Raw genomic sequence first — 14258 nt, 5'->3', positions numbered from 1 at the left:
CAGCGCCGAAGCGCTATGCCGTCCGTCAGGTCGAAAAACCGCCTTCACTAAACGGCATGAGGCGCGGAGGCCTCGGTTTCCGCGCCGCCGGATTGCACGTTTTGAGACGTTAGCATTTTTTTTGCGTCATGAATTTGCACGATGCCCCCCATTTTTTTGCGAGTGATTTAGAGATGAAAACAAAGCACATACCACCCAAGCCGCTGTTGACGAGCACGACAATGAGAGCGGCCGCCACGGCATTGACCCTGTTCGTTGGCTCGGCAGGCAATTGCTGGGCTCAAAAGGTTGAAGGCCTGGCCGCCACCCCGCAAATGGGCTGGAACAGCTGGAACAAATTTGCCTGCAATATCGACGAGCGCATGATCCGCGAGACCGCCGATGCCATGGTCAAGTCGGGCTTGAAGGACGTTGGCTTCCAGTACGTGAACATTGACGATTGCTGGCAAGGCCAGCGCGACGCCGACGGCAACATCCAGCCCGACGCCAAGCACTTCCCATCCGGCATGAAGGCGCTGGCGGACTATGTGCATGGCAAGGGACTCAAGCTGGGCATCTACTCGGACGCCGGCGCGACCACCTGCGACGGCCGTCCCGGTAGCCGTGGCCACGAGTATCAGGATGCGCGGACCTATGCGCGCTGGGGCATCGATTACGTCAAGTACGACTGGTGCGACACTGCGGGCTTGAACGCCGAAGCGGCCTACACGACGATGAGCGACGCGATCGCCAAGTCGGGCCGTCCGATGGTATTCAGCGTGTGCGAATGGGGCATGAGCAAGCCATGGGAGTGGGCCGGCAAGGTCGCCCATTCGTGGCGCACCACGCCCGATATCTATAATTGCTTCGACTGCGAATTCAGTCCCGGCTTCTCGACCGGCCTGGGCGTGCTGCGCGTTCTCGACAAGCAGGCAAACCTGCGCAAGTTCGCGGGGCCCGGCCACTGGAACGATATGGACATGCTCGAAGTGGGCAATGGCATGAGCGAGGATGAAGACCGCGCCCATCTGTCCATCTGGGCCATGATGGCCTCGCCCCTCATCCTGGGCAACGACCTGCGTTCCATGTCCGAGTCGACCCGCCGGATCCTGACCAACCCCGGCGTGATCGCGGTGAACCAGGACAAGCTGGGTGTGCAGGCGCTGCGCGTCCTGGCCGACGGTCCGCTGGAGGTCTATGCCAAGCCGCTCGACGGCGGCAAATGGGCGCTGATGTTCCTGAACCGCTCCAACCAGCCTGCCGACGTTCACCACGACTGGAAGAAGCAAGTTCTGATCGATGACCTGAGCAAGCGGTCGGTTGACTTCAAGCAGACCGTCTACCGCTGGTCCGACCTGTGGAGCAACAAGACAGGCGACACCAGCGCCAAGCTGGACGCGCGACTGGCGCCGCACAGCGTGCTGATGCTGCTCCTGAGTGGCCCTGCGAAACCATAGGGCGCGCCTGGCCGCGCGACGCTCCCGCGCCAATGCGTCATCAGGAATTACGCGACCTTCCTGAGGGCGCCCTGCCAAGGCCGTGATGGTGCTGGCGCTTCGTGATCATCCTCAGTGTGACAGGGAGGCGTGAATCCAGCCATGCCTTGGCGCCCGATCTTTTCCGTTTTCCCTGCTCGCCCCAATTGGGTACTGAGCATGTCGATTCCACTTATCCGGCGTCGCGGCGCTCGTCAGCCGCCTAGTCCGCAGGCAACTCGCGCTCGGAAAATTGCCAGTAATCGAACTTGAACAGTTCTTCGCCGGCCGCACCGTGGAACACGAAGAAGAGATCCTTGACGCCGGAGGCGCCGGCGATCCGGACAGACTGCGGCTTCCATTGGCCGCCGGTTCCCGCGACCGGCAGCGTGCCGATCAACTTGCCGTCGAGCCTGCCCAAACGAATCTCTATCGTCGCCCCAGTGGCCTGCTTCAGCTTGGCTGTGCTGGAGAGGCTGGCCATGAAGGCGCGCGCGCCGGCTGCGCCGAAATCGACATTGCGCACCTGGATGTAGGCCCCGTCGTGGATGTCTCGCACATTCTGGCCGCCGGCGCTGCTGGGTTCGATCTTGACACCGGAAGACCAGGCGATGGTCTCGGCTTCGACGCGCTGGTAGGGATCGAGGGTGGCGACCGGTGCCGGGCCTTCCCTGGTCGGCTGGACCGTCTGGACCGAGCCATCCGGGTTGAACTTCAATTCATCGACGCACACGGAACGTTTGAAACCGTCGCCTCCCGGGAGCGCGGCGTTGTGATAGAAGAGGTAGGTCTTGCCCTTGAAATCGACGACGCCCGGGTGGTTGGTGAAGGCGCTTTGCGGGGTCATGACGACGCCGCCGTAGGTCCACGGGCCTTCGGGTGTGGGGCCGGTGGAGTAGCCGAGATGTTCAGGGATGGGACCCGCGGCAAAAAACAGGTAATCGAGATTCTTGCGCTTATAGAGCCAGGGACCCTCTTCGTACGACGTGCCGCGCTGCGCGTCCTGAGGGACGCGCCCGCCCAAGGCCTTGACGGTCATCGGATGGCGGATGATGCCGTTCTCCCCAACGCGGGTGTCGTAGGAAATCATGTCCTTGTTCAGCTTCACCGACCACAGACCGGGGTTGCCCCAGGCGAGATAGGCCTGGCCGTCGGCGTCGATATAAACGGTCGGATCGATGCTGTCGTAGTTGCCGCTGATCAGCGGTTTTTTGATGGGATCGATGAAGGGGCCGAGGGGATTATCGGCCATCAGCACGCCAATGCCGCGGCCTTGCAGCGGGGCATAGAGATACCATTTGCCATCGCGCTCGATCATCTGCGGAGCCCAGGCGCCGTTGTCAAAACCTTCCCAGCCGGAGATCTCCTTGGCGGCCCACGGGAAATCCCGCAGCGAGGCGACTACACCATGCTGGGTCCAGTTCACCATGTCCGTGGTCGAGGAGAGCACCCAGTTCTTCAGGTTGAAGGTGCCGGCTTTCCCGACTTCTTCATCGTGGCTGGTCAGCAGGTAGAGCGTGCCGTCATGGACCACAGGGGCTGGATCCGCGGTGTACATCGTCTGAACGACCGGGTTGAGCGCGGATGACACCGCGGGCAGCGTAGCCAGCACGGACAAGAGAACGACAGCGGAACGGGTTGTTTTTTGCATGAGCTTACTTCTCCAAAGCGTCGGGCACCGTGTGTCAGTAGCTGAACAGGATGCCGCGGCCACTGCCAGCCATATAGAGGCGGCCGGGTACCGTCTGGTCGGCCGCCAGAACGCCGATACCGCCGTACTGGTGCGTGTCGTCGTTGAAGCGGCGCCAGGTGGTGCCGCCATCGTCGGAACGGTACACGCCCCACACGCCGTTGATCACGCCGACCACATACACGGAGGCCGAGTAGCTCGCGCCGGGCGGGGCCTTGCCCAGGGCGATGCTGGTGGCGCCATACACAACGGGCCATGACCAGGTCGGGTGATCACCCCAGATCGATGCCGTCACGCTCAGCTTCGTCCAGGTGGCGCCGCCATCGAGCGAGTGGAAGATGCTGTGCGAGTCGGTCACCCACACGTCGCCTTCGGCATTGGGATTGACGGCCAGCGAGGTGTTGGAGACGAACTCGGGACGCGGACCCAGGGTGGAGAACTGGCTGCTCTCCGTGAAGGTATGGCCGCCATCGGTCGAGTAGTAGGCCTTCGGCGCCGAGCGCCACCAGCCGCCGCCCGCCTGGTACGCATACACACGGTTCGGATTCCTGCGGTCGGCCGCCAGGCGGTAGCTTGTGCCCGGTTCCACGGCCGGCAGATTGGTGTAGGTCCAGCTCGCCCCACTGTCGGTGGTGTAGGCCGGCACGGAATCGTTCGGCGCCCAGACGATGTGGCCCGGCTCGGTGACCGCCAGCGTCGAGTCACCGCCCTGGTGGGTCATGCCGTCGGGATGGTTGGCTGCGAAGGCAGTCCAGGTCAGGCCCGAATCGGTGGAGTAGGCACCCGCCACGTTGGGGTGGTTCCAGGTCGTGGTGCCGATCGTGGCGATATACGCCGGATTGGACCAGGCCATGTCGGCGCTGTTGCTGTTGCTGAACCAGCCTTGCGGGCCGCGCGTCGGCGCCTTGAAGAGTTCCGTATGGACGACCATGCCCATGTCGCCCGAACTGTTGAGCAGCTGGTAGTTCGCGCCCGGCGGCGGCGCCATCAGGGCCAGCGTCGCGGTTTCCTCCATCCCGGCAGTAATGAAGTTCCAGGTCGGCTTGTCCGCCGACGCATTCCTGGTTTCCCACACGCCCCCGCCAGTCACATGCAGGATGCGTTCAGGATTGTTCGGGTCGATCTCGACGTCGTCGGGCCAGCCCGACCACATGGCCTGTTCGCCGACGTGCGGGGTCTGGGCGGAAATCTCGCGCCAGGTGGCGCCTGCATCATCCGACAATTGCACAATATGCTGGCCTTCCCAGTTGCCCCAGGAATTGGTCACGCCGAGCGCGATCCGGGTGGTCGCGCCGGTGCCGGACACCGACAGGCCGCCCATGCCGAAGTTGACCCACGTGGGGTCATACTGCTTCAGCAGCGTCCAATTGCTGCCATCGAACTTGTACAGTCTTGCCGGACCCTCGGCGCCTGGGCCAGTGGTCTTGGTAAAGGCGACGTACATCATGCCGTCCTTGGCGCGCACCATGTGGGGGATGTAGTAGCCCGTCACAGGCGTGGCGATGCCGGTCCAGGTCACGCCGCCGTCGGTCGTCCTGTACATGCTGTAGGCCAGCCCCGCCACGGCGGCGTAGTCCGGCGCGACGGCCGTGTAGATGGTCTGCGTGGCGTTGCCGGTGCCCTTGGTCGAGGTGTCGAAGATCACCTGCTCCATGCCGACCACGCCGCGCCATTGGGCGGTGTCAATTTCTGCATTGGTCATCTTGTGCGATGCCAGCGAGGTCAGTTGCTGCCAGGTCTGGCCGCGGTCGGCGCTCTTCCACAGGCCGGTCGTGCGCGTTGCGTAGAACAGGATCGCAGGATCGTTGGGGTCGACCATCAGGCGCTCGCCGACGGCGCGGCCCTGGGCGTTGCTGGCTGCCGAGAAGGGCAAGTTGACGTAGGTCCAGTGGTCGCCACGGTCGGTGGAAATGTATAGGCGCGCGTCGGCTTGATCCGACAGGTACATGCCGGTGCTCATGTAGACGCGATTGTCGTCGTTCGGATCGAGCGCCATGGTCTCGGAGCCGTGGTAGAAGGTGTCTGCGGCGCCGAAGCCGTCCGTGATCGGCACCCAGGCCGCGTTGGCGGCGTTCCAGCGGTAGGCGCCGCCCATGTCGGTGCGCGCGTACAGCACGTCCGGGCTGGTCGGATGGAAGATCAGCCCGGGCACATAGCCGCCGCCGCCGATCTTCACGTTTGCCCATCTGGTTGGCGCTGCCACCCTGGCGGCGGTGACGCTGGTGGAGACGACGCTGGCGCCAGCGGCGACAGGCAGAGGCTTCGAGGCGTCGCCGCCTTCGCCACCGCAGCCGGACAGCAGGATTGCCGCGACACTGGCAAGACCGATGATTTTATTTATTTTCATATTCTTTTTATCTTCAGAAAAATAGTGTATCGGTTATTGCTGGCGACGACGCGAAAGGGCGCCGACCGCAAGACCTGCCAGCAGCAGAGACAAGGTGCCGGGTAACGGCACGGCCGCAGCCGCCGCCGTTTCCACATTGAGGTTGTCGAGTTCGTTGAATGCGCCTGAGCTGAGACGCAGCTCGCCGATGCCGTTTAAACCCATGCTCCAGCTGCCCTCGTCCTGGATGAAGCCGACCAGGCTGCCGTCCGCCCAGACGCTGCTTCCGTCGGCGTAATAATCGAAGCCGAGCAGATTGAACAGGCCGCCGCCGACACGGGTCAGGCTCACGAAGGTATCCGAGCCGTTTTCGAAACCGTCGTGCCAGTTGTAGGTTTGCTCCGAATACGTGCCGTCGCTGATATGGGCGGCGCCCGGGGCCGCATTGGGCGCGTTCAAGGTCAGTTGAAAGCCCGATTCGAGATATGTCAGGTTCTGGCCGTTGTAGTTCATGTTGGCGAGCAGCGGTGCGCCGTCGCCGTAGACCATCGCGGTCAGGCTGTCGAAGGTGAGGACGGTGGCACTGGCGCTCGTGGCCGCTGTGGCCAGGGCCAGGGCAGTGAAGATCTTCTTCGACTTCATTGTCGTCATTTCATTCTCCTGTGTTGTTGTGATTTGCGCTTCTTGTTCCCGGTGCGGCTCCAGCGCCAGCTCGCGATTGCGCCTTGCGAAGGACACCTTTGCCGTTCAGCCAGCACTTCCCCTTGCCGGGTGTGCAGATGCCGCCACAGCGTGCCTGGCGCACGCAAGAGAAGGGGCAGCCATGGCTGCCCAGTGAAAATCACTGCGCGAACGCACAAGTGAAAGAGAGTCAAAATTGTGCAAACACCAGGATTTGCGCGATCCGCGCCGTCCGCATGAAGGCAGCACACGCTCGACAGTGGAACTGCCTCCCCAATTATTTTTCGTCTGCGACCGGGGGACGGTAACGGAGCCTCGCCCGTGTCCGAAGCTTAGGCTGGTCGTCATGGGCAACGATAGCGCTGGAAGGCGAATTTCTTGCAAACCGCAGAAATTGCAAGCAAAGCCGGCCATGGTGAAACTCGGCCCCCTGGCGGAAGCCCGCGCCAGCGGGCCGGAAGAAATGGCTGCCATCCCACGGCCTGATCGTGGAGCAGTCGGGATCGGCGGGAGACATGGGCACGGACAGGAGCGGGCGTCTCCCGAGTGCCTTGCGCGAGTGCGGGATGCAGCGGATCGAGCCGCGGTGCACAGGTTGCGCGCTGACGACCGGCCGGGCCAGGCCGGTCAGCGAACTGACATTGCATGGTCGCGATTATCGCTATCCGGCGGCGCTGGCGGTCATTATCCTCGGTGGTTGCATTGCATTTGGTGCCTGGTTGTTCCGGGCCCATTCCCGCGCATTGTCTGGCCGGTGTGGAATCAAAAATGAAAACAAATTTGCCGTTGGAGGGCTGTCGCCAGTTAACGCTGGAGCCCTATAAGGAAAAGGAATCGGTCTTGCGGTATATCGCCAGCGCTTATACCGATCCCAAACTGGACATGGAAGGCGTGGTGGAACGGACTGGGGCTAACCGTTATAAAATCAATGAAGTGCTGAAATCCGGACTTGGCACGACATTCACCAGTTACGTGAATAAACTGCGGCTGACTGAGGCATCCCGGTTGCTGACTGAAAAAAGCAGCGCCGCCGTTTCGGAAATCGCGTATTTCGTTGGCTACGCGAATGTTCCTTATTTTAACAAGCTGTTCAAGGAAGAATTTGGCAGCCCGCCGACAGAACCACTCGCCTGATCCTGTTCGCCCTCACCACCCGTCCTGAACACCGCGGCTGAACCGCTGCCGTCCAGCGCCCGCGCCAAGCACGGGGGCGCGCCTGCCATTTCGTCCGGCCCGCTTGCCCGACCTTGCGCCGGCGGCCACGGCCAATTTTCACTCTGGCAAACATTGCTTGCAATTTCTGCGGTTTGCAAGAAATTCTACCGGCGGAGATATCGGCGCCCATGGCAGACGGCCTACGCTTCACACATGGGCCGGGTTCTGCTGACACCTCCCGCCCGCGGACGTAAGTGGCCGGGCTGCGTGTTGAAGATCGCGTCTATCCTGGCCTTCACACAGTTTTATCTCCTCCGCGGCGGGTTTCCGCAGTGGTTTGCGGGGCAGCTTGGCTGCCCCGCTTTTTGAAGCCGGCGCGTGGTGCATGCGTGTGGGTGCAAGTCGCGCCGCGATCAGCCGGCGAGAGAAGCGAAACGCAACTGTGGAAGTTTCGGAAATGTTTTCTAAGAACATAAGTAAAATGAAGACGACGAAAGTACACCGGATCGCGCTGTTATTTAACGCGAACAATGTATTCGATCACGACGTCATTGACGGCATTGCCGCCTATTTTGGAAATACCCGCGCGGCCTGGGATATCTTCCTGGAAGAAGATTTCCGATTACGGCTGTCAGGCATCGAGCATTGGCAGGGCGACGGCATTATCGCCAATTTTGACGATCCGGCAGTGGCGGAAGCGTTGTCGCGCTGTCGTGTACCGGTGGTGGCGGTGGGCGGTTCTTATGCCGACCCGGCCAATTACCCCGCCGGGGTGCCTTATGTGGCGACCGATAATGTCAAGCTGGTCGAACTGGCACGCCAGCATCTGATTGACGTCGGCCTGCACCATTTTGCCATGTTCAGCGTTCCCGCCACGGAGGAAAACCGCTGGGCGCAGGAGCGCGAGAATGCGTTCCGCAGCCTGATGCGGGGCGACCGGCTGGAAGCGAAGGTTTTCCGGGGCTGCGAAACCAGCGTCCACTCGTGGGACGGGGCGGTCCAGGGACAGATCGACTGGTTGCGCAGCTTGCCCAAACCTGTCGGCATCATCGCCGTCTCGGACGCGCGCGCACGCCAACTATTGCAGGCCTGCATCATCGCCGACATCGAAGTGCCGGAACAGGTGGCGATCATCGGCATCGACAACGACCCGCTGGTGCGCAGGCTCACCCGCATCCCGCTCACCTCCGTGATCCAGGGCGCGCAGGAGATGGGGCGCGCGGCAGCCCATCTGATCGAGCAGATGCTGCACGGGGTGCGCCCGCCGGAGACGCCGATCGTCGTGCCGCCGGCCGGCATCAACGTGCACGCGTCCAGCCGCTACCAGCTGATCAAGCACCCGAACGTGATGCGGGCGCGCCACTTCATCCGCCAGTATGCCTGCCAGGGCATCAAGACCGAACAGGTGGCCGAACACGTGGGCGTGTCGCGCTCTTCGCTCGACGCCAGCTTTCGCCGGGAACTGGGATGCAGCGTGCACGACGTGATCCTGAGCTTCAAGCTCAATGCCGCCAAGGCCGGCCTGGAAAGCGGGGACTGCAGCATCGAGGACGTGGCGCTGGGCAGCGGCCTTACGTCCATCCAGCAAATGCATCGGGTGTTCAAGCGCGAACTCGGCTGCACGCCGCGCGCCTATCGCGACCGCGTGCTTGGCGAGCGTGGACAGATGTCGCCCGCTTAGAACCTGAGGACGTTTCAGCGCAAGCCGACGAGTTTTATGTGAGCGGCACATCATTGATGAAGCTCACCCAACCGAAAGATGAGATGTCGCAACCATCGTACTGCTTCCTCCCAGGGAGTAATGCGGATGTCGAGATGTAAACCAATGAAGGCGCGCAAAGCACAGGGTGGCATCCGCATTGCGTTGCGCATGCCGCTGCACTTCCCGAGGCCAGGCGAGTACCGCGCCACGGCCTCGGAGGTCGGCGCCAGCGATGGTCCTGAACTGCACCCGGCGTCCGCGGGGGCGCGGTGGTGATCCTCGAGCCACTTGAAAAATAGCGACTCGGCCGATTGTCCTGTTGCACATATGCGATTGCAGCAGGACACCTTGGATCGGCAATGAAAGCATAGTGCCGACGATAAATGTTTTAAATATATAAAAATCGGTAAATGTCAATACGGCGCCGTGGAAACAGCCGATTGACCGGTATCGATAATAAAAGCAGGGAGACAAGACGTGCACATCAGGCTCATTGAACACAGCAGCAAGCGGCCCACGGACCTTTCCATCGCCGGCCTTGCGCACATACTCGCGCGCTATTTTTTCCTGCGTTTTTGAAAACGATTTCATAACGACAGCGAGGCAGTGCCAGTCCATACATCCTTGACCAGGACCATTGTCCTTGCCGCGAAGCGGGGCAGGGACCAATTTTTCTTGTCATCGGCGCAGCCGGTGCCGAGCAATTTCAGCAAACACAAAAGAAGGAATATTCCAATGAGGAGACATACCATGAGATTCCAGCTGACGGCAGTCGGACTGGCCTGTGCCACGTTGCTGGCCGGCTGCGGCGGTGGTGGCGGTTCGAGCGAAGGCGCGATGGCGCAATCCATTTCGTTCCCATTCGTGGGCGGACAGACGCTCGCCGTCCCCCCCAACGTCGCGACCGTCCAGCTGACGGCGACGGCGAGCGGCGGTGGCGAGGTGACCTACACGTCGAATACGCCGACGACCTGCACCGTCAACGGCGCTACGCTGTCGCTGATCAAAGCGGGCGAGTGCTCGGTGACCGCCAGCCAGGCGGGCGGCAACGGCTACGCTCCAGCTTCGGAACGACAGCTTTTCGGCATTCCCAAACAGCCGCAGACGGTAACCTTCCGCAATCCGGGCGCGCTGCCGCTGGATACGACGCCGGTACCGCTGGTCGCGACGTCCAACGTTGCAGGCGAAACCGTTACCTTTACGTCCAGTACGCCCACGGTGTGCACGGTCAGTGGCAATACGATGACCAAGGTTGGCAATGGACTGTGCACCATCAAGGCGGAGGTAGTCGATGATACCTATGCCGCCGGCACGGTCGTCCGGAGCATCCCGATCGGCACCGCACAGGCGGATCAGCTGACGTTCCTGAGCGGCTACAAGGACGCTTCCACGACCAACGAGCAGGGCCATGTCGACACGTACGCCGGCAGCAGCGAGGATGGTTGGTGGTGTGCCACGAATTGGTGCGGTCGTACCGTGCCCCCGGACGGCAGCAGTTTCACCTGGTACTACAACATCCAGCCGAAGTCCGGCGTTGGACTGGGTGCCTACTACGGCCTCAAGCTACTCGCTCCCGGCCTTTCGCAGCTCGTCAACAACGGCAACACGACCACCGGCGTACGGATCGATGCCCAGGGAGCGCTGAAGTTCACTCTCGCGGAGAACCCCGAATGGTTCGGCACCGGTAACAACGCGGTCGATGTCAACCTGTACCTCGGCCACTTCGCTCTCAACGCGAAAGGCGAGGCCTGCAACGTGAAGCTGCACGCGGTGGTGACGCCGACCGCGGCAGCCGCCACGAGCTACAGCGTCGGTCTCAAGGACAAGTTCACGATTGCCGAGTCGTGCGGCCTGACGGGACTCGACCTCTGGAACGAGTTGCAGGACTACCCGATCTCGCAGGTCGAATTCTCCGCAGTGAGCGCGAACACCTCGATGGCGACCGCGGGCGCGGCCAACCTGACCTACTCGACCCAACTCACGCTGACCGGCCCCGTCATTTTCCAGTGACAGCATAAAGCCACCGCCCGGTGCGGTGGCAGCCAAGGCATCTACAAGAGGACATAGATAATGACAAGAATTGAGACGAAGATCGTGCGTAAGCCGATCAAGATGACCGCGCTGTCGTTCGCGGTGGCGCAGGCTGCACTGGTCTGGGGTGGCGCGGCGCACGCGCAGTCCACGCCGGCCGGCGACTCGGTCACGCCGACGGTGGTCGTGAGCGGCCAGCGCGCCGCCATGCAGTCGGCGCAGAAACTCAAGCAGTACGCCGACGAAGTCATCGACGCCGTCGTTGCGGAAGAAGCGGGCAAGCTGCCGGACAAGTCGATCACCGAGGTGCTGCAGCGCGTCGCGGGCGTCACGATCGACCGCAACCGTTCGCGCGGCGACCCGGAACACTTCTCGGTCGAAGGGTCGGGCATCTCGGTGCGTGGCCTGACCTGGGGTTCGTCCACGCTGAACGGCCGCGAATCCTTCTCGGCCGGCTATCCGGGCCGTGAACTGAGCTGGGGCGACATACCGCCGGAACTCATGTCTGCGGTGGTCGTGCACAAGAATCCGCCCGCCGAGCTGGTCGAAGGCGGCGTCAGCGGCCAGGTGGATCTGCGTACCGCGCTGCCGTTCGACTACAAGGACAGCAAGGTCGCCCTGTCGGCGAACGGCAACTACAACGCCCTGGGCAGCAAGAAGTCGCCGGGCGTGTCGGCTCTGGTGTCGAAGCGCTGGCATACCCGCACCGGGCAATGGGGCGCGCTGATCGACCTGTCGGCCAACCGCACGAATTCCCACAACGATACGGTCCAGGTGGATGCGTATTTCCCGCGCACCGACCTCGTGGCTGGCCAGACCGTCTGGATACCGAAGTCCGCGTCTTTCCGCACCAACACGAGCCAGAACGATCGTGCCGGTGTCTATGGCGCGTTGCAGTGGAAGAACAACGGCATGGAATCGGCCCTGACGTACTTCCACTCCGGTTACAAGTCGGCCAACACCGAGAACGCCACGTTCACGGCCGTCGAGTCGCCGTACCTGGTCAAGCCACTCGATCCGGAGTTCAACCAGAACGGCGTGCTGCAAAAGGCGACCTACACCTACCCGACCGGCGGCCTGGGCGCGAACAACTTCGCGGCCGGCGGCCTGGGCTACCAGTCGGACAGCGGCTTCGACACCAACAGGTCGCAGACGCGCGAAATCGCCTGGAACTTCAAGTGGACCATCAACGACCGCTGGGCGGTCCAGAACGACATGCAGTGGGTGCATGCGACGAACAGCGCCGAGGGCAACGTCATGACCCTGGGCACGTTCGTGCCGAGCTTGGGCATCGACTTGTCGGGCAATCTGCCGAAGGTGACGTTCGACGACAACTCGCGCGCCTTCCTGGCGAATCGCGACAACTACTACATGGGCTTCGTGATGCCGTCGACGACCAAGGCGAAGGGCGACCTGTATGCCTGGAAGACTGACGCACGTTTCCGCTTCGACGACGAGGTGCTGCGCGACCTGCGCTTCGGCGTGCGCCTGACCAAGCGTACGGCGGTCCGGGTCGACGCCAGCTCCGGCATCGGCGGCTGGAAGAGCATTTCCGAGCCATGGGCCATCAACCAGACGAAGGTTCCGGGCACGCTGCCCCTCGTTGGGGACAAGGGTTGGCAATCACGCCCCAACAACAGTTACTTCAGCGACCCGCGCTACGGCGACCTGGTCAAGACGACCCAGTACAACTTCCCGACCTTCTTCAACGGCAAGGTTCCCCAAGTGCCGACGATGGTAGTGCCGGACCCGGCCTTTGTCCGCAACCTGGCCAATAATGCGCTGATCAAACCGTACATGTTGATGCAGTGCCAGGACGCCAACGCATACTATGGCACCAACAACGATTGCTCGAACGCGGATGGCAGCTGGAAACCGCTGGCCTACAATGACGATCCGGCCCAGACCAGCCGCCAGCAGGAACGTACCGAGGCCGGCTACGGGCAACTGCGCTTCGGCTTCGACAACTTGCGCTTCCCCGTCGAGGGCAATCTCGGCGTGCGCGTGATCCACACGCGTAGCGAGGCCCACGGCTTCACGATCTTCGATCCGTCGTATGGCTCGAACACGTCGGAAGTGATCCCGCGCTTCGGCAAGATCAAGGATCCGGTGAATGCGTCGCAGCAGTACGTCGATGTGCTGCCCAGCCTGAACCTGAAGGCCGACCTGACGGACAAGCTGCAAACCCGCTTCGCGTTCGCCAAGTCGATGTACCGTCCGCCGTTCAACAACCTGAACGAGTACATCACGCTGAACCAGAACATCACGATGGGCACCGGCGCAGACAGTAACGTCATCAAGAGCATCAACTACACGGGCAACGACAGGGGTAACGCCAACCTGAAGCCGATCCGCTCCAACAACTTCGACTGGACGCTCGAATGGTATCCGGGCAGCGGTTCGTCGCTGACACTGGCCCTGTTCCGCAAGAACGTGCGTGACATCATCCTGAACACGGCGTTCACCCGGAGCTACAAGGACCTGGCCGGCAACGATCAGACGTTCCTGATCACGGGGCCGGACAACGTCGCCAAGGGTTCGGTGACGGGCCTGGAACTGGCGGGCCAGACCTATCTCAACAACGTGCCGGCGCTGGCCCATATGCTGCCGGACTGGGCCAAGGGCTTCGGCATCTCGGCGAACTACACGTACATCGACAGCAAGCAGGACCTGTACCATCCGTTCACCCAGAAGTATTGCCCGGCGAACGGATCGTTCAACAACGCCTCGCTGAGCTTGTATGGTTGCGACACCAACGGTCTGCCGTTCACGTCGATGCCGATCCAGTACCTGTCGAAGAACGCGTACAACCTGATGTTCCTGTATGACCGCGGCCCGCTGTCGGCACGCCTGGCCTATAGCTGGCGCAGCCGCTTCCTGCAGGGCGTGGGTGCGAACGGCACGGGCGGCGATAACGCCACGAGCGCCGATCCGGCCCGCGCCGCCGCGAACGGAGGCGTGGCACCGACGGACGTGGGCTTCGGCCTGCCGACCTGGCAGGAAGCGACGGGCCAGCTGGACTTTGGCCTGGATTACAGGTTCAACGAGCGCATCTCAGGCAACTTCTCGGCGAGCAACCTGACGGACATGGTCGTGCGCCAGACGCAGCAACAAGGCATCGGCACCATGGCCCGCGCCTGGTTCGAGCCAGGCCGCAGCTACCGCCTGAGCCTGCGCTACACGTACTAAAGAGCAAAGGCGGTCCCGCTCGCGGGGCCG

Annotated in this window: 9 protein-coding genes; 5 read left to right on the top strand and 4 right to left on the bottom strand. The window is 62.4% G+C overall.

The window, feature by feature from the left end; translation table 11 throughout:
• Positions 1-221: 221 nt before the first annotated feature.
• On the top strand, positions 222-1436 hold the full coding sequence (locus ACEN9Q_RS18370) for a glycoside hydrolase family 27 protein (protein ID WP_495625569.1): 1215 nt from the start codon (positions 222-224) through the stop codon (positions 1434-1436).
• 241 nt (positions 1437-1677) lie between these two features.
• Here the strand turns inward: ACEN9Q_RS18370 and ACEN9Q_RS18365 are convergent, their stop codons facing one another.
• Genes ACEN9Q_RS18365 through ACEN9Q_RS18355 form a run of 3 tightly spaced genes read right to left on the bottom strand, consistent with a single transcriptional unit; the run spans position 1678 to position 6121 of the window.
• Positions 1678-3105, bottom strand: coding sequence for a glycoside hydrolase family 43 protein (locus tag ACEN9Q_RS18365; RefSeq protein WP_495625568.1), 1428 nt, complete (start codon positions 3103-3105; stop codon positions 1678-1680).
• Between the two features lie 34 nt (positions 3106-3139).
• Positions 3140-5491, bottom strand: a complete 2352-nt coding sequence (locus ACEN9Q_RS18360) for a dockerin (protein WP_495625567.1) — start codon at positions 5489-5491, stop codon at positions 3140-3142.
• Between the two features lie 33 nt (positions 5492-5524).
• Entirely contained in the window at positions 5525-6121 is a 597-nt protein-coding gene (locus ACEN9Q_RS18355; RefSeq protein ID WP_495625566.1) for a PEP-CTERM sorting domain-containing protein, read from the bottom strand.
• Between the two features lie 675 nt (positions 6122-6796).
• Here ACEN9Q_RS18355 and ACEN9Q_RS18350 point away from each other — a divergent pair.
• Both ACEN9Q_RS18350 and ACEN9Q_RS18345 read left to right on the top strand, forming a co-directional pair.
• Complete coding sequence (locus ACEN9Q_RS18350) at positions 6797-7285, top strand: helix-turn-helix domain-containing protein (protein WP_495625565.1); 489 nt, start codon at positions 6797-6799, stop codon at positions 7283-7285.
• 502 nt (positions 7286-7787) lie between these two features.
• Positions 7788-8987: a XylR family transcriptional regulator gene (locus tag ACEN9Q_RS18345; protein WP_495625564.1), complete on the top strand. Its 1200-nt coding sequence runs from the start codon at positions 7788-7790 to the stop codon at positions 8985-8987.
• A 63-nt stretch (positions 8988-9050) separates the two neighbouring features.
• Here the strand turns inward: ACEN9Q_RS18345 and ACEN9Q_RS18340 are convergent, their stop codons facing one another.
• The gene (locus ACEN9Q_RS18340) at positions 9051-9599 is read right to left on the bottom strand and encodes a hypothetical protein (protein ID WP_495625563.1); all 549 of its coding nucleotides are present in this window, start codon (positions 9597-9599) and stop codon (positions 9051-9053) included.
• A gap of 159 nt (positions 9600-9758) precedes the next feature.
• On the opposite strand from ACEN9Q_RS18340, the gene ACEN9Q_RS18335 reads away from it, so the two are divergent.
• The gene (locus ACEN9Q_RS18335; RefSeq protein ID WP_056440549.1) at positions 9759-11018 is read left to right on the top strand and encodes a hypothetical protein; all 1260 of its coding nucleotides are present in this window, start codon (positions 9759-9761) and stop codon (positions 11016-11018) included.
• A gap of 60 nt (positions 11019-11078) precedes the next feature.
• On the top strand, positions 11079-14228 hold the full coding sequence (locus ACEN9Q_RS18330) for a TonB-dependent receptor (protein ID WP_495625562.1): 3150 nt from the start codon (positions 11079-11081) through the stop codon (positions 14226-14228).
• Positions 14229-14258: the final 30 nt, after the last annotated feature.

The organism is Massilia sp. Masssp93 (assembly GCF_059491295.1).
Note: the sequence above shows the minus strand (reverse complement) of the source record. Positions and strands in the feature narration are given on the sequence as shown.